This is a genomic window from Myxococcales bacterium, from assembly GCA_016699535.1.
Classification (GTDB): Bacteria; Myxococcota_A; Polyangia; order Polyangiales.
Map to the genome: position 1 here is coordinate 2361780 of CP064980.1, position 16964 is coordinate 2378743.

Annotated in this window: 15 protein-coding genes and 1 other RNA gene; 8 read left to right on the forward strand and 8 right to left on the reverse strand. The window is 51.6% G+C overall.

The window, feature by feature from the left end; all coding sequences use genetic code 11:
* Positions 1-3: 3 nt before the first annotated feature.
* Positions 4-384: RNase P RNA component class A (gene rnpB, locus IPJ88_11175), an RNA gene on the forward strand.
* Between the two features lie 105 nt (positions 385-489).
* Here rnpB and IPJ88_11180 read toward each other — a convergent pair.
* Positions 490-1731 carry a hypothetical protein gene (locus IPJ88_11180; protein ID QQR88790.1) on the reverse strand — a complete coding sequence of 414 codons (1242 nt, stop codon included), beginning with the start codon at positions 1729-1731 and terminating at the stop codon, positions 490-492.
* A 246-nt stretch (positions 1732-1977) separates the two neighbouring features.
* Between IPJ88_11180 and IPJ88_11185 the strand changes: the two genes are divergently transcribed.
* Complete coding sequence (locus IPJ88_11185) at positions 1978-3465, forward strand: glycosyltransferase family 39 protein (GenBank protein ID QQR88791.1); 1488 nt, start codon at positions 1978-1980, stop codon at positions 3463-3465.
* Positions 3466-3610: 145 nt separating this feature from the next.
* Positions 3611-4435: a glycosyltransferase gene (locus IPJ88_11190; GenBank protein ID QQR88792.1), complete on the forward strand. Its 825-nt coding sequence runs from the start codon at positions 3611-3613 to the stop codon at positions 4433-4435.
* A gap of 20 nt (positions 4436-4455) precedes the next feature.
* Here the strand turns inward: IPJ88_11190 and IPJ88_11195 are convergent, their stop codons facing one another.
* The 5 genes from IPJ88_11195 to IPJ88_11215 all read right to left on the reverse strand — a co-directional run bounded on the left by IPJ88_11195 (position 4456) and on the right by IPJ88_11215 (position 10044).
* Positions 4456-5421, reverse strand: a complete 966-nt coding sequence (locus IPJ88_11195) for a hypothetical protein (GenBank protein ID QQR88793.1) — start codon at positions 5419-5421, stop codon at positions 4456-4458.
* A gap of 86 nt (positions 5422-5507) precedes the next feature.
* On the reverse strand, positions 5508-5990 hold the full coding sequence (locus IPJ88_11200; GenBank protein QQR88794.1) for a spore coat protein U domain-containing protein: 483 nt from the start codon (positions 5988-5990) through the stop codon (positions 5508-5510).
* A gap of 20 nt (positions 5991-6010) precedes the next feature.
* A complete protein-coding gene (locus tag IPJ88_11205) occupies positions 6011-8554 on the reverse strand; it encodes a fimbrial biogenesis outer membrane usher protein (GenBank protein ID QQR88795.1) in 2544 nt (847 codons plus the stop codon).
* A 172-nt stretch (positions 8555-8726) separates the two neighbouring features.
* Entirely contained in the window at positions 8727-9509 is a 783-nt protein-coding gene (locus IPJ88_11210; protein QQR88796.1) for a fimbria/pilus periplasmic chaperone, read from the reverse strand.
* A gap of 19 nt (positions 9510-9528) precedes the next feature.
* Positions 9529-10044 (reverse strand): spore coat protein U domain-containing protein, encoded by a 516-nt coding sequence (locus tag IPJ88_11215; GenBank protein ID QQR88797.1) that lies wholly within the window; start codon positions 10042-10044, stop codon positions 9529-9531.
* 285 nt (positions 10045-10329) lie between these two features.
* Between IPJ88_11215 and IPJ88_11220 the strand changes: the two genes are divergently transcribed.
* From IPJ88_11220 to IPJ88_11240, 5 genes are all read left to right on the forward strand, one after another.
* Positions 10330-11742, forward strand: a complete 1413-nt coding sequence (locus tag IPJ88_11220) for a hypothetical protein (GenBank protein ID QQR88798.1) — start codon at positions 10330-10332, stop codon at positions 11740-11742.
* On the forward strand, positions 11739-12920 hold the full coding sequence (locus tag IPJ88_11225) for a hypothetical protein (protein ID QQR88799.1): 1182 nt from the start codon (positions 11739-11741) through the stop codon (positions 12918-12920). The genes IPJ88_11220 and IPJ88_11225 overlap by 4 nt, the downstream gene beginning before the upstream one ends.
* Positions 12921-12941: 21 nt before the next feature.
* Complete coding sequence (locus IPJ88_11230; GenBank protein ID QQR88800.1) at positions 12942-13196, forward strand: hypothetical protein; 255 nt, start codon at positions 12942-12944, stop codon at positions 13194-13196.
* Positions 13186-14007 (forward strand): Ig-like domain-containing protein, encoded by an 822-nt coding sequence (locus tag IPJ88_11235; GenBank protein QQR88801.1) that lies wholly within the window; start codon positions 13186-13188, stop codon positions 14005-14007. The genes IPJ88_11230 and IPJ88_11235 overlap by 11 nt, the downstream gene beginning before the upstream one ends.
* A gap of 263 nt (positions 14008-14270) precedes the next feature.
* The gene (locus tag IPJ88_11240) at positions 14271-15101 is read left to right on the forward strand and encodes a thioredoxin domain-containing protein (protein QQR88802.1); all 831 of its coding nucleotides are present in this window, start codon (positions 14271-14273) and stop codon (positions 15099-15101) included.
* Here the strand turns inward: IPJ88_11240 and IPJ88_11245 are convergent.
* The gene (locus IPJ88_11245) at positions 15088-15558 is read right to left on the reverse strand and encodes a GAF domain-containing protein (protein ID QQR88803.1); all 471 of its coding nucleotides are present in this window, start codon (positions 15556-15558) and stop codon (positions 15088-15090) included. The two genes, IPJ88_11240 and IPJ88_11245, sit on opposite strands and share 14 nt — an antisense overlap.
* Positions 15504-16904 (reverse strand): hypothetical protein, encoded by a 1401-nt coding sequence (locus IPJ88_11250; GenBank protein ID QQR88804.1) that lies wholly within the window; start codon positions 16902-16904, stop codon positions 15504-15506. Before IPJ88_11250 ends, IPJ88_11245 begins: the two co-directional genes overlap by 55 nt.
* Positions 16905-16964: the final 60 nt, after the last annotated feature.

Consider the following 16964-nt stretch of genomic DNA (forward strand, 5'->3'; position numbering starts at 1 on the left):
GAGTTGAAGCGGCCCAGAAGGTCGCCTGCTTCTTTGCGAAACAGGAGGAAAGTCCGAGCTCCATCGGGCGCGGTGCCAGTTAACGGCTGGCGGGAGTGATTCCGGGAAAGTGCCACAGAAAGTAAACCGCCACATCGCTTTTGGCCATGTGGTAAGGGTGAAAGGGTGAGGTAAGAGCTCACCGGAGTCTTGGTAACAAGGCTCGCATGGTAAACCCCACCAGGAGCAAGACGAAATAGGGAAGCGTTTGAGGATGGCCCATCCAAGTTTCCGGGTGACGTTGCTTGAGCCCTTTGGTGACAAAGGGCCTAGATGAATGACCTTCACTCAAGCCAAGGTAACAAGGCTTGAGGACAGGACTCGGCTTATCGGCCCTTCAACCGCAAAACGCCATGCTTCGGCATGGCGTTTTGCGTTTCTGCCGGTACAGATGCATGTCTGATGCTTAAAGTGCGATCAAGTGATCTTTGCTCGTCATAATTAAGCCGTTCAAGGCAACGTAAATTCGAAAGTCTCGCCGCAGTTCCATTGACCGTTGCCCGCGCCGGATCCCAGGCATGGATCACCGTTGCCACCGTATTGAACAATGACATTACGCAAAGCATCGTAAGCAATGCCGCCACTGTCTCTGGCGTCTGGAAAAAGTGCATTGCTAATGGAAAACCCGATTGGATATTCGTATTCCCAGGTTCCAGCTATTTCATAGCCGTCCCAACCGTTGCTCAGAACAATTCGACCTGTGGCAGGATCGTAAACAAAGTGGGCAAAGCCGCGCGGGGTTCCGGTGCAGTTGGTACATATCTGCATCCAGCTACTACCATTCCACGCCCACATGTCATCCAAGGCTTCGCCGGGGCCCGGCACGTAGCTTAAGGAGAAGGTGCCGCCGTAGACGACCATCTTGTTGCGTAAGTCGGGATTGGGCATGGCTATGGGCATAAAAACCATGGAGTTGCTATCATCCCAACGTGCACTCGGCCGCGTGGCGGGTGTGAAGGGCCCGTACCAAGCACTACCATCGTATTCAAAGACCTCGTCATAAAGTGTATCGAAGCCATTCCAGCCACCAAACACCACGGTACGTTGACGGATAGGATCATAGGCCATGTACACCGAGGCTCGAAAGCTCGGAGCGTTTCCATTGGGTGTAGCAAGTTGCCAGCTATTGCCATCCCATTCCCAAATACGTCCGGTGCCCCCATCGTTTATAAACACTTCAAGGACATCACGGGTCCTATCATAAGTCATGGTTGCATCGGTATAGGTGCCCACCCCACAGGGATCGCAAAGATTGGTCCAACTGTTTCCATCGTACTCCCACAACGCATCGCGAATGTTGTCGTTTTGATCAACTCCGCCATAGACCATGATCGTTTGACGTGTTTCGTGATAGACCGTTTTCGGGACTGCTAGGCGCAAAGGATGCGTTGCGCTTGAGGTCTGCCAGCTCCGGGTTAAGTTATTGTCAGGACAAGGCGCACAATCGCCATCGCAGTCTACTCCTCCTTCGTTGCCATTTTGCACTTGATCAAAGCAAGTAGCGGCCACACAAAGATTGTTTTCGCAGACAAGAGAGTCACACTCGCTGGGATCACCACATGGATCACCTACTTTACCGGGTCCAATACTGCCGCCGTCGTTTCCAGCATCGGAATCGGATGACCCGGTATCTGGCGTTGCTGCATCGTTTGTTCCAAGCGGATCAAGCGCAACCTTCCACAAGCTATGCACAGCACAAGCCCTATGATAAAGCCCTTAGCTCGAGGATTCATTTCTAGGCTACTTATAACACGGTGGGATAAAACTCTCAAAAAGCCTATCTATCCTCAAGAGTGTTATTGCTCTATTGCGAGCTTACCGTTCACCAAGCGCATCGGGCCATGGTCCATGGCGTTTTTGCGTTCTTATCGAGGGTGCTGAGCTAGGCCTGGCAAGGCTTGCCGATAGCTTGTGCTTTGTACTAGAAGTGTGGGTCTTGTGGCTGCTTTTCGATCCGAAACAGAACTTGAAAACAAGGTCTGGCTTTTCCGAGTTTTTTTTCTTGCGATAGCGTTGTTCTTCGCGTTGCTGTGTTTGTACGGTATTGGCAACTACTGGCAGTGGGGGCACGACGGCTACATGGGTGCGTCGATGAGTCAAGCGGCTCGCAACTCATTGCGTTTTGGCGTCGTCGGTCAAGCGTGGCAGTATTTTGGCTTTGAGCCGCCGAAGCCCGCTGATTTTTATACCAACCATCCTTTGTTGTTGAACTTTCATCTTATTGTGGCGCATACGCTTTTTGGTTTTTCCGAGTGGGCCGCACGGCTTGTGCCACTCAGTTATACCTTGGCGTTGTTCGTGCTCCTATGGTTTGTTGTCAGGCATTTTTATGGTCAGCTGACTGCTCTGTTTGCGGTGAGCATTTATGCACTCATTCCTCAGGATGTGATTTTTGCGCATCTGGTCTCGCACGAGCAAGGCGGCATGTTTTGGTGTTTGGCTGCGTTGGGCGTGCATCTGTATTGGCATGAACGGCAAAGGGCAACGCGCCGGGCCATGCTCAGTTTCGCCTGCCTTTGCATGGCCATGCAGTACGACTGGCCTGGTTACTACCTTGCGTTTTTCATTTGGCTCCATCAGCTCGGTCTAGGATTTGCGCTGTGGAAAAAGCATAGGCAGTGGCCGTTTGCTTGGAGTCTAGCTTTAGTTCTAGCGGTGCTCGTCTGGATTAACGCTTTTGTGTTTTTTGGTTGGATCTATCATCTTAAAGGTGGCCTCGGTGAAATGATTGCTTCGTTTCGTATGCGCAGCCAGCCCCTCGATTGGAAGCACTATCTTGAGAGCCAATGGCAGTGGAGCAAGGATTTGCGTGGATGGCTTCCCCATGTCCTGCTTACTTCATGGCTACTGTTCCGTTTGCTGCGTTTAGCCAAAGGTTTTGTCTCGCGAGACATGATCCCTTTTAGCTTTTTGCTAATTCAATTGGTTCAATCGACTTTGTTCAAACAGGCAGGTTCACTGCATGCGTACTGGACACTGTATCTCAATATCGCAATTGCGGTTGGCGGTGCTGAGCTTTTGTATGCATTGAGCCTCGCGGCTCAGCGCTGGTTTCGTTTTCCTGGTGAGCGGAGCGTTTTGTTGCTTGTCGTGGGCCTGTTTGTGTTTCAAGCTCCTTTTACGGTAAGGCAGCTTCGCTGGGCCGTTTCCACGGGGCATGCAAGTTATGTTGAGCCTTACCCGGAACAGTTTGATAAGGCCATGTGGTTTAAGGAGCTCGGCAAGCGCTACGGTCGACATACACACTATTTCATTGATCGTTCGCTCGGTGATGTGCGTATTGAGCTGCGTTACTATTTGGATGCTCCTAACGAAGATGTTCATCGTTTCATACTCCCTGTCGCGAAAAAGCAAAGCCCGGGGAAAAATGTACTGCTTATTGATAAACAAGCGGTGCGGAATAAAAAAGTGCTTGATAGCTTTTAAAACAACATCACCATGAGATTTGGCAGGACAGGTATATTGCGGTAACCCAAGGTCCAAACGAATTTGTAAAGCGATGGAGTCTTAAGTCCTTGGTTAAACCATGGTGGTGGGATTGGTTTGTGAATGAACGGCGAGCTCCGGTGGCATGGCAGCAGATTTAGTCGGTAAACAAGTGCAAGTAAACGATACCAAGGCAAGGGTTATGCTTTCAGTCATCGTCCCGATGTACAACGCGGAGTCCTTTGTTCAAGAGCGTATGACTGCGCTCGTGCAGTTTCTGAAAAGCGAGCCACTCGCTTTTGAAGTTATCGTGGTTGACGATGCGAGCACGGATAAAAGCGTCGCCTGCATTGAATCTTTACCGTTTGCCGAGATAGGGATCCGGAGAAATGAGCAGAACCAGGGTAAGTTTGCCAGCATTGCTAGGGGGATGGCTGCGGCGAGCGGCGAGCTTCGCATGTTTACGGATGCGGACTGCTCTTGTGATTTTTCCAATCTCAAGACCATGTTGGAACTGCTTAAGACAAGCGGTGCGGACATAGTCGTCGGGGATCGGCATTGGCCGTCTAGCAACTACATTACTCGAATGCCATTGTTCAGACGCCTCGTTTCAAAATGTTTCGCTAAAGTCGTTGATCTTGTACTAGGGATGGAGCTTGGTGATACGCAATGCGGACTAAAAGCAATGCGTGCAGAAACAAGCGATGCCATCTTTCCCTTGATGCACGAAAACCGTTTCGAAGGAGACGTTGAGCTTTTGCTCTTGGCTCGTTGTTTAGGTTTTCAGCTGCAGAGAATGCCGGTTGATTTGGCATTTCAAGGTCCAAGCACCGTTCGTTTGTTTCGTGATGGCTTGTCCATGTTCCGTGGGGTTTTTCGCATCCGCAGGCGATGGCTTAGGCATTTGCGGCCCTTGTTGAAAACCGAATGCCCGCCTGGTTTAGGTTTTGATCATCCTAGCATATCGTGAAAGGTTTTATGCTCGCGACATTAGGGATACGCGGGTATGCATGCGAGATTGTTGGGAGGGCCAAGCGAGGAGACTGGATCGGCAATGATCTCAAAGACAGCGATACCGCGTCCTTCGCAGTTTTCTCCTTCGGCGTGGAGTTCAATTTCAACGCGTTTGGTGCAGGCTCGTTCTGTCTCATCGCCATCTGGCCATTCACATCCGCAAGTCACTGTGCTCTGTCCAGACGATACGAGTTGGCATGTGTTCGCATTGGCGTCTGGATAGGGATAAAGACCGGTTTGCTGATCGAGGAGTGACGGATCCATGGTGTTGGGATCAATAAGTGAGTAGTCGGCTGGCACAATGTAATCTCCACCTCTAAAAACACGTAGAACGGGCACGGTCCATTGCGACGCATTGTCTAGAAGATAGGGTTGTCCGCCATATACCTCGCGACTTTGAACCCCCTCTAAGGATGCGTCGTTGGGTATAGCACAATGAGCTAAGGAGAGGTTTGTGGATGAGCCGGGACATTGGAAATCTTCGGAGCTGTGATGCATAGCGAGACTTTGTACATAGCTACGTTCGTATGCGCTGAGAGAATCGTCGGCTGCCGCTTTGACGACGAAAGGGTCTGGTCCCGGAGGACTTCCTTCAGGGGCTGGTGATCCAAAATACTCGATCCTTGGTGCTACGATTTCCACATCAATCGAGGTGGGCGCACCCAAAATATTTCCGAAAGTTTGGCATGACCAAGAGTCAAAACATGGGGGCTCATCAAACAACACGTGCAGCAGGCGCACTATGGCGTGGGAGTCGGGTTCGCATGCAAGCGCTTCTAAACAATTTCGTTTGTTTGCTGCGTCGGCGTAAGCTGCAAAGCCCTCTTGAGCGCTTTGATCCTTTCCCTCGATTCCTTGTCCATTGGGTTCACACCCGTTGACTAGGCATAGGCCAAGGGCACTCCATACGACTCGCAGGCGGAAGGTCATTGCCTTAACCATAAAGCAAGAAGCATTCCAGGCCAGCTTTTGTCGAAATCATTTGGTTTTTTTTCAACTATGACGGGATCAACGGCTGACTTTGGGGCCTAGTAAGTCATGGTAACGATGATGGTGTCCGTGTAAGTCCCCACATAGGCGTCTTGGCCCGCGGGGATGCGACCGTAGCTGTTAACCGTGGTTGCTGCTCCATCTGCTGGGATCAAGGGACCGTAAGTCGAGCTGCCTCCGCTACCATCACCCCAAACCACTGTACGGGAAGCATCCAGATAGATGTTGTAGTTTAAGCGATGGACGCCGCTTTGCATTTGGCGAGGAAAGTAGCTTGGCGCTCCGCCAATGCTTAGATCGATGCGAACGACATCGCCGGGCAGCACTCCGCTGCAACTGTAGCTAATGCTGCCTGCCGTATCGGCGTTGGGACCAAACACATCATAACTTCCAAAACTAAGTCCCGCGATGGCCGTAAAACCACAGCTAGCGGCTTGAGCTGGCAGACTCATCAACGAAAGTGCCATCACCACACAGGCTGCAAGACAAAGCTTTAGGCAGTTGCGCATCTTACTTGGCATTTTTACCTCGCGATACCTTATCATTTTTTTATTTCGGCTTTGGGCGTTGGCTGTTTGCTCTTTTTGCTTTTCTTAGACTTTGATTTCTTCTCGCTATCGTCTGTAGTCGAATCTTCGTTTTGCGTGTCTGGCGTCGCTTTGTCGTCTTTCGCACTTGGTTGTTTGAGAATACAACGGAGCGTACCCACTTTGCGAATCGATTCGTTTGTCGTAGCGCCACTTAGGTTAATGGCGAAATCACACGTTGCTGCTTCATGTTCGATGTGTGCCTTGTAGTGACCACCAGCAGGGAAATCTTCCAAATAGAATTCGCCGGCTGTGCCAAGCGGAGAGCTTAGGGCCTCTTCTACTGCCTGTACGCTCAGTTCACCGAAGGCTGGAACGATTGTTTTATCTCCGTCGATGATAACAACACGGCCATAAATGGCTTGTACTTTCTTGATATCAAAGCGAGCAACTACGCCACCGCGGTAGGGCGGCGCGATGAGTTTCGAGCTGCTATCCAGTTCCAGATCAAGGTCCAGGTCTTGATCATTGATACTTAGACGGTTGCCATAATAGTCAAGCATGTTGGGCACCAATAGATTGCCTGAGCTGTTGGTCGTGCCGACTTGTTGGTTGTTGAGATAACCGCGTACATCCTTTGCATCGGGCACTTGAATGAGTGCAAAACTGTTCATGACGGGGCGTGTCGGAAACAAACTTCCATCGATAAACACAAAGCCACCTGCGGCGGTCAGTACGGCGTTATTTTGGCCATTGACCCGCTCGAAGCTTGCTTCGTAACGCCCAAACGATGTTTGATACTGCCCGAGGACTGATGCCGCATCTGTCTCACCGACTGCTAAGTTTGCCCGGTAGCCGTAACCTTCACCCCAGCCAAGAGGCCGCTGCACCTGCAGGGATTCGGTAATTTTTTTATCAAACTGAGTGTGCGCTACGGATGCCGTGGTGTTGTCGCCGAAGAAGTGCGTAAGGGATACGAAACTCTCAAAATGATCTTGGCTGTTGATGTTTTGATAGGCGGTGGTTGCAACAAGGTTCGTTCGCGCCGTGATGCGCACACGACCAAGCAACGCCACCCGATCACGCTGCTGCTCGTCGCGATAACGGGCTGTGGTATATTGCAGGGTAACACTGGCTCTGGATCCAATCGGCAAAGCGCCATAGACATTGCCTTCGATGCGGGTGCGGTTGGTCTCAGGATGCAGGCTCACAATGGCATAGGCATTGCTTTGCGCCCGAAAAAGAGCTCCTGCGCTGAAGAGCTTTGAGAAATACGAATAGCTTAGCGAGCCAGCAACGCCGTTTTGGCCAGACTCGTGACTGCCTGCAACCCCTGCTTGGAACTGACCAAAGAGAAAACGAAAAGTAGCCGTCGGTCCACCGCTTACCATTGATTCGCCAGCTTCGGCGCGCAGCCCCGCACTGAGCCAATCGGTGAGACCTAAACGATGGTAGCCCTGAAACGCAGGGTCTCCATAGCTAAAGCTTTCTGTGCCGAAGTTTTCGCGCCGCACGCCAAGGGCGTAGCTGTAGTCGTGCAAGCCCGGTTTCAGAACACCCGTCGAATAGTAGTAAGGCGAAGAAAGTGTTTGCTGGCCACCAAAGGCATCACGAACCACTACGCGAGCGTTTCCTGCTCCAGTGACGAGCGGTACATTGTCCAGTTCGTAGGTGCCGGGATCGATTTGCTTACTCTGCACGAGTTGCCCATCGACATAGACATCCACGGTCGAAGGAGTTTGCACTGCGCCGCTCATACCAAAGGATGGAAAGCGCACAAAATAAGGATCGAGATCAAATTGCTTGGTAATTTTGACGCCGCCCATAAACAGACTGCCGCCCAATATTCCGTTGTTGCTAAAGCTGTCGCCAGCAATCAAACGGCGCATGTCTTTCGGGCTGTTAAGCGTGATGTTGCTTAGGCCGCGCACGAAACTTCCATCGTTTCGAACCGAAAAATTGTTGTACAGAAGATGCCCTTTGAAACTAAGCCCTGCTTCACTAAAAGCATCTGCTCGTTCAAAATCGAGCAAACGCAGTGAGTAGTTCATAAAGGCGCTCGTGTCGGTTCGGTATTCAATGTCATCGGGTTTGCGCTGTTTTGAAAAATCAAGCACGGTGTTGTTGGCTAGTACTTGATCCGTTGAAATGTCGAGGTGAAGCGTTTGTTCGTTCACCTTGTAGGTGACATGGGGTACGAGCGATGCCAAAGACAGGTGCTTGATGTCATCAATCGTTTTCTCTTCGCCATCGCTTGTGTCTATACCGCTTTGTGTGAGCTCCTCGGCGGGCATCCAAACATCGCCATCGTTAAGCAGCACCTGCACTTCGCCTTGCTCTGAATGATTGACGGACCAGGTCAAAATAGCCTTTTGTCCTACGTCCTCCTCTGCTTTGTCTTCGGGCTCCTCTTGCGCTTGAGTTGGCGGTTTGGCTGCTTCTTCGGTCTTTTTCTTTTTTCGTTTCTTTTGTGGCGCTTTGTTTTCGAGTGTCGCTTTATCGACAGCTTTATCCTGTGCCGAGGCGAGGGTGTTCGGTGAAGTGAGGTAAAACAGCACTACAAAACATAGGCTTCGTAGCAATAACTGAGATGTAAGCTTGCAGACGTTAAGGTGGGGAGTTTGCACACCTATGCTGAACCCTTGTATCTCTCTGGCTTTGCGCCTGTGCTGTTGTCCGCGTGGGTTCATCGTAATAAATGGGCGTCATGACCTGGGTTTGGGGCCTAAACTATTTTTGCGCATGGCATGCCTCAGGCGGAAGTGAATAGCTCAATGCGAGAGGCGATCGTTCTGCCGAACTGAGGACTTCGAGACTTTTAGTCTTTGAGCAAAGCGCTTTAGGCAACTCAACTTCGTAGCGACGCTTGTCTTTGGCAAGGACGTACCAGCCAGGTAATGTTTTTGAAAACAGTTCTTGCTTCGATGGGCCAAGACCCTTGACCAACACTTCACCCATCATGGTATGAACGTTTCCTTCGTTTTTAACGTCAAAAGAAAAACAACCTTCCTTTGCGGTCGCTTTGCCGAGGCTTACTTTTGTGATGGGGGTTTTCGGTGCAACGAAAATAGGAATGCTCATCCTTGTGAGTATTTGGATTTGCTGAGCATCTTGTTTCGTTTTTCGCGAAGGAAGTTCTTGAACGATGATGCGGTACGTTTTTTCACGACTTAACGCGCCATTGTCGGCTTGTTTGTTTTTTCGCGAAGCTTTGTTCAGCCCAACGCGAATGTTTCGTGCCTTGCCAGCATCGATACTGAGAATGCGGGGAAAGAAAATCACATCTTGAGTGGGTTTGAGTTCGACTTTGCCATCCAAGCTTTGCTTCCATTCAAAAGCCTCTATTTGGAAACGTAAATCGTCATTGGAGGTGTTGCGCAGCGCCAGCATGGCACTCGATTTGACGCTCTTGAGATCAAGGCGAGTCGGGTTGACGTTAAAGGTACTTGCGTGCGCAGCTCCACCGATCGATGCAGCAGCGCACGCAAGTAAAGTAAGCAAAGTTTGGCGCATGGCCACGGAAGACCTCGCCCTAGAACGAGACCGTTGCGGTCACAGTGTCGGTGTAGGTTCCGGTATCAGCATCTTGGCCGCCTGGGATGCGTCCGTAGATGTTGATGGTCGTTGGTGTGGTGGAAGTAGAGTTGTATGTGACCACCGATGGTGTGCCAACGTCTCCCCAAACCGTGGTGCGCGCTGCGTCTTGGTAGAGCGCATAGCTAAGTTGAGCTGTGCCGCTGTCCATTTGTCTGGCGGGTGCAGCTGCTGTGGATGTGCCTGTCGGGAAGCTACCTTGGTCCATACCAACAGTGGTGGAAGCTCCAGCGGTACATGCTACGGTTACTGTGCCGTTTGAATCCAATGGATTGGTTGCGTTAGCAACGACTGGATCGTAGCTGCCAAAGGTAATGCCTACCGTCGAGATCGTGCAATTCGATGAAACCGTGGCGGTCACCGTGAAACTCGAGGTTGCTGTTTGTGCCTGCGCTTGCACAGCAAAGAGCGCAAAGAACGCTGCCGCGATACTGATTTTTAGCCAAGACTTCATACTCATCTCCTCTTTCTCTTCGTGGTAGCCACAGAAATTGCGCGTACCGAAGTTCCAGTTTAGTCGTTTGGAGCATCAGGTAGCGAGTTTTTGGGGCTAAAAATCTGTCTTTTTGTAGGATAAACGCGTCCTTTGTCGCATGCATGCACCATGTTGATCGCGGCTTTGATGCCGAAGCGGTGGCCAATGCACCAAGCTTTAAGCGATAAGAAAGGCACTAAAACTGTGCTGATACGATCAAGACAGGGTTGTCATGAAAATCCTTTCATATATGCCAAATATGGCATGTTTGTTGTTTTTTATGCCAATCGGCATGCGGAGTTTGCCGAAGCCTCGGATGTGCAACTGGATTCCGATACCAGCTTTCATGCTTACGAGGTGCGTGGTCCGCGCGGCGGGGCCTATTTCACGCGCAGCAGGCTTACCCAAAACGTTGCCATGCGCTGGACTGGTTTTTTCGCCGATGAGCCCGATGGCGAGCGCGCGCTCGGGCGGCGCGAGCACTACGAGCAGCGCGTCAAGGTCTCTACGGTGTTGCAACTGCGCTTGGATCACGACTTTGGACAAAGTTGTTTGGTCGGCGATGTGTTTTGCGGTCTGGATGGTGACGGCAGCCAGCCGGGATTTTATCAGCCCTTCTATCGTCCGACGATGCTGGATGCACCGAACGCGTATCTTGAAGTATCGAACCTTCCTGGCGGGGTGTCCTTCCGAGCGGGCCGCATGCTTTGGTGGAATACGCTTGGTATTCGCAGGCTGGATGGCGCACGTTTTGGCTTTGCCCCGGCATCGTTTTTTGAAAGCTCTTTTTATTTGGGATCGGTCGTTCGCGCAAACAGCGTGCTTGGCAGCGAGACTTTTTCACCGCAAGGTCCAGCGCGTCTGGATGTGCAAGGTTTGGATGAGGCAAGGGCCCCTTACCTTGAGCCCAATCTCATCACTTGGATTGCGGGCAGCGATGTGCATTTGAATGCGGGGCAAGACCTGCGTTTGTCTGCTAGCGTAAGGCAGCTTTGGGAAGGCAGCGGCATTGCAGCCAAACGGGCCGGGCTTAGCGTGGATGCACATCCTGCGGCCTGGCTTAACTGTTCGGCTGCGGCTTCCTTTGACCTCGTTGATGGCGAGCTCTATCATGGCTTTGCACGAGCTGATGCTGATTTTGAAGACTGGGGGCTAAATGTCGCCTTTGATCGACGATTGCCGCGCTTTGATTGGGGGAGTATTTGGGCTTGGTTTCAGACGGCACCGATTTCGGAGTTGAGTGCAGGCGGACGCATTAAGCTTTCCGCGGATGCTGTGGTGAGTTCCAACATTATTGGACGCTACGCCGAGTTAGAAGACTCGAACGATATTGATGTGGGCACTGAAATCAAAGCAAGCTTTCGGACAGCGGCGCTTCGATGGCATGTATCTGGCTTTGCTTTTTCGGGCAATCTTGGGCCAGTCTCAGGCCTGCTTGCCTCGACGAGCTTTCCTTTTCATGCACGGATGCTGCTGCGTGCGCGCGCATCCCTTTGGCAATTTGATGATCCGTTTCAAGATGTTTTGGAAGGTGTTTCGGTTTCAGAAAGCTTGGGTATGGAATATCGCTTAAGCGCCCAAAGCACGGTTTTAGCTGAGCTCAATCACGCCGCTAACCGAGTGGTGTCACAACGTCTTAGAGCTTTGCTGGTCTTGAAAGTCGAGGCTTGGCGATGAAGCAAAAAGCAATAGCTCTGGTGGCATTGTGCGTTTCGCTGTTTGGCATCGCAGCCCTCGTGCTCGCGAAGGATACTGAGAAGGCATCCGTATCCGTTCTTATTTATCCGCCAAGCCATCGCGGCATCAAAGTCAATCACGATCATCGTGAACACAAAAAGCTTCGTTGCATGCGTTGTCATGAAGCGTCCAAGTCGAGAATACAAGCTTACGATGCACCTTTGGCCAAGGCGGAAAATTGCCTGCCTTGTCATAAAGAGCAGCTCACCTCCGCTCACGCGAAGCTTCGTGAAAAGCCATCGCCTATAGTGAGCGGCGAGCAGCAAGCGACGTGCGGCTATTGCCACAGGCTCCAAAGTGTTTCAGCTGGCAAATCGGTCGCGTCGGGAGCCCCTGCGCGTGCGCGTTTAAAGTTTTCACATAAGGTTCACGCGAAAAATAAAGCAAGTTGTCTTAGCTGCCATCGATCAATCGGCCCGAAGCAAAGCATGCCGTCGATGCGAAGCTGTTTTGCTTGCCATGGCAAGAGCAATTCAGCCGCCAAAGCGACTTGCACCACCTGTCACCTTTCACTTTCCGATGGTCGAATGAAAAGCCGCTTCAAGGAAGGTTGGCTCAATCCTCCACGCTGGCTTGGTGGTATGCATCATGACCTTGATTTTATGGTGTCACACCGCTGGATAGCTGCGGACAATGCGTCGCGTTGCGGCAACTGCCATAAAGAAAAAGATTGTGTGGACTGCCACGATGGCAAAGTAAGGCCTTGGCGTATTCATCCGAACGATTTTCTAAGCACCCATGGCCAACTTGCGCGCAGAAAAAGCGACCGGTGCACGAGCTGCCATGCGAGCCAAAGCTTTTGTATGGCCTGCCATGCACGTCTCGGGATTGCCAGTACTTCAGCTCCAAATACTAGAGCGCCAGGTCGGTTTCATCCTCCAGCTGCGGTCTGGGTTCGGGGACCTTCTCGTCATGCGATCGAGGCCCAGCGTTCATTAAGCAGTTGTATAAGCTGCCATTCGGAGCAGGATTGCGTGAGCTGCCATGGCGGCTTGGGCCTGGGTGCAGGGATTTCACCGCATCCGCCAGGGTTTTCGGCCAATTGCCAAAAATTCCTCGGGACGAATGATCGTGCTTGCAGACGTTGTCATATGGACCTTTCGGGCTTGTGTATGTAATAGTGCCGCCACGGAGGTACCGTGAACGAGTTAGTTCAATATTTGCTTCAGCATGCTTACATCGATTTTGAAGGCGACATCACCATGGACAAGGTGCGTCAATTTCTGCGCGAAGACGACAGCCGGGAGTCCCGGGCGTTGCTCTCAAAGCTTATCGAGGACAAAGGTCTGGATGAGTTTTTGGTGACCATTGCCGATTGTTTGAAAGAATACATCGGCAAAGGCGTGACCCCTGAGGTCGTCAAAGATCAGCTCAACATCTATAGTGAGTCGTAATCGTTGGTTTTTATTTGCTTTTTTCCTATGTGGCTGTGACCTCGCGGAGCGCTCTGTAAGTTCAGATCAGGGCGGTCCCGAGCTGCTTGTTTTTAGTCCGGAGGCCGGCGCTCAGAACGTTGTTCGCAATCCAATTTTGGTAGCCGACTTTAACCAGCGCTTGCATCCGAGCAGCATTCAATCTGCTAACTTGCGGCTCATCTCAGGTACGCGTCCGGTGCCGCTTGCGTTGCGCTGGGACATGGTCGAATCGCGGGTGATAGCGTCTCCGGAGAGTGCCGCCGGGCTTAAGGCTGGCGTCATTTATCGCTGGGTGCTTCAAAACCTGCAAAATTTACGAGGAGAGCCTCAGTCGGAGCAATTTGTTCTGCAGTTTCGTACCGGATCCGAATATGACGAAGAGCTAGCGGCATCAGAGCCTGTCGGTTTCGCTGCGGTTATGCCGATATTTGAGCAAAAGTGTGCCATAAAAGCCTGTCATGATTCCGCCGAGAGGTCTGTTTTGGGCCTTGATTTATCCTCCGCCGAAGGCATTCGCACTACAGCGATTGGTATGCCGTCGAAGCAATTCTTTCGCAGTACTGCGGGCTTAGGAGGCAGTGCGGGCGCTAGGACCCTAAGTGATCTTGCTATTTTGGATGTGCTTGCTGCTCAAGGGCGAGCTGCGCGTAGCTATCTCATGTACAAAGTATTAGCGGATCCGGTTATTTTGGGCGAACCCATGCCTCCGCCCGAGTTGGGCCTCGAGCTTGATCGCGAAGAGCTTCAGATGTTGCAGTCATGGATCACCCAAGGCGCCCCTACTGAATAACCGTGCTGCACTCCTTCAGGGCGGGACAAAGTGAGCTATCAGAACAAGCGCGGTAGCTCCGCTTGCAAACACAACTTTTCGCGAAAAGCCCTGGCAAACAAGATGCCCCGAACGGTTAAACTGTGCTTGCCAAGATATGAGGCATATGTTCTAGAACGCCTATGTTCAGATTGGCAGTTACCTTTGGTTGTTTCTTTTTGATTGCTTGCGGTGGCGCTTCTTCGCAGCTTCCTTCTAAGGAAACGAATACAAAAAAAAATGAAGTGGCGAAAACGGATGCTTCAAGTGATGCGCCAGCAGGCTTGTTGCAAGAAGAACAAGATCAATGGCGCAAGCTTGTGAGCTCGCTTCAAGCTCCTTGTGCTACAAAACAAAGCATTTTGCAGTGCAAAGGGCCAGCACCCAAAGATGCTTCGTGCTCGCCAACCTGTGAGTTAGCAAGCGAGTACATTGCGCGACTTGTTTCCAATAACTATCCAACTGACAGCATCGGAGATCTCTACCGCTTGCGTTTTGATTCGCGGGCTAAAGTTGCTTTCGATTACGATTCGATTGCGTTTCGCGGCAATCAGGACGCCGAAGTAACGATTCTTGCTTTTAGTGATTTTGAATGTCCCTTTTGTGCACTTACGGCTTCGCTGCTGGAACAGTTGCTTGAAGAATACGATGGTAAGATACGCATTGGGTTAAAACATTTTCCGTTACCTCAACATGAGATGGCCATCCCTGCAGCGAAGGCGGCCATTGCGGCGCAAGCTCAAGATAAGTTTTGGCCGATGCACGACGCGTTGTTTCAGAATCAGCGTGAGCTATCCGAGAAAAGCATTTTGGCTTCTGCAAAGAAAATAGGGCTAGATTTAAAGCGTTTTAAGAAAGATTGGAAATCCGAGCAAACCCAAGCTTTGCTCGATGCCGATTTGGAGCAGGCTCAAGGGTTGGGTCTTCGCGGCACACCCACATTGTTTATTAACGGAAGACTTTTCGCTGAGCCCTTTGAAGCATTGAAGCCTTATTTAGAAGAAGAGTTTTCCGTGGCTGCTTTAGAGACAACTGCTGCCAATGAGTCGGCCGCTAAAAATACTACGAAGCCATAATACGCAAACGTGCTTGGTGAACGAAATCGGCCAGCTGATTGCCGACGTAGTCTACGATATGAAAATCTTCTTCGTTGAAGGCCTCTTCGCCAATGCGATTGCAAAGCTGAAGTATGCCGAGCAATCGTCCTTCGTGATGCAAAGCGATGAGTAGCATGTTCTTAGGATCGGCAAGCAAGTGCCCATCAATGGCGGGATCAAAACGTGGATCGGACTTCGCATCAGGAACGTTAAAGGCTTCTTCAATGAGTTCGCTTGCGGCGTGAAGCAGGCCTCCGTTAGACGAGACAGCTTCACCTGTGTGCTGCTCTGATTGTTCACCTTCAGCGGAGACCAGGCGGAATTTATGGGCATTGATGTCGTAAAGATAAGCCCCAATAGCTTCGCACTTAATGTGTTGTTTTAGAAGCTGAGTCGTAAAATGCAGTCCTTCGGCAGGCGTGCTAAGTAGGTGCATGTCTTGAACTTCTTCAAACACGATCGCCAAACGGACTTCATGTTCACTCGTGAAGGTGCTGTGATGTCGCAATGGACTAATGGAGCGACCCGTCTGTACTGGTGCAATCGGTAAGAAATCCTCGTCTTGTGCGGCTGGCGCGGAGGATAGCGGCGCTTGGCTTTGAGCCTGTGGCGCAGCCGAAGCAGAAGATGCGGGCGCCTGGCTTTGTGCATGAGGAGCGGCGGAAGATGCGGGCGCCTGGCTTTGAGCAGCTGGCGCGGAAGATAGCGGCGCTTGGCTTTGAGCCTGTGGCGCAGCCGAAGCAGAAGATGCGGGCGCCTGGCTTTGTGCATGAGGAGCGGCGGAAGATGCGGGCGCCTGGCTTTGAGCAGTTGGCGCGGAAGATAGCGGCGCTTGGCTTTGAGCCTGTGGCGCAGCCGAAGCAGAAGATGCGGGCGCCTGGCTTTGTGCATGAGGTGCGGCGGAAGGTGCGGGCGTATGGCTTTGAGCAGTTGGCGCGGAAGATAGCGGCGCTTGGCTTTGTGCTTGTGGCGCAGCCGAAGTAAAAGGCGTGGGAGCCTCTCTTTGCGTTTGCGGGGCTGGTTCAGTGCTTTCGCTTGCAGTGGTGACGTATGGATCCCTCGCCAGTCTTTCCATTCTAAGGTGATGAGTGGTGCGGACAAAGGAGCTTCGCTCCAGGCGTGATCAAACACTGCCATGCTGATGTATTTGCCACGCGCTTTCATAGCGATGCCAGCGCGAAGCATTTCAAAAGCTCCTCGTAAGAGTCGCTCTGCAACATCGAGAGCTGTTCCTGGGTTTACGGTGTAGGCACGTTCTTTATAAAGGAGTGGTGCATCATCGGTCGGGTCGATATCGCGCTGGGTTAAAAGTGTCCAGCCACTTTCGCCGCTGTTTTTATGGGGAGCTTCACTTTGCTGCGCGGCTTGGGCAGCAGCGATTGCGTTGATGTCGATAGCTTGTCCGTAGGCCATGGTCTTTTTTACAGGGCGACTTTTCTTCAGAGGCGGGTTGCTTGCAGACGCAGCAGCGTTTGATGGTCGTGCTGAAAGGTTGGCGCCACTTAAGCCTTGTGGGTACTGCGAAGCAGAGGGAGGGGGGCTTGATGGCGGCTGATCTGGGGTGAGCACGTAGCTTCTTTGGCCCTTGGTATCAAGGATGGTGACTTTGCCGTCTTTTTGCACATCGCAGTTCGCGCCGCTTGGCAAGCCACCGTCTTCGCCGATTTCTTCTTTTCCGAGGCGTAATGCTGTGATCCAGTTGTCCGCGGCCACTTCCGTTTCTTGCAGAACCCGCGAACCTCCCAATGAGGTGACAACCAAACGCCAGCGCTTGTTACTCATAAGCAATATCCTAACATGTACATTGTAGAATTATGTAATTATTCCCGCAACCAATAAGCG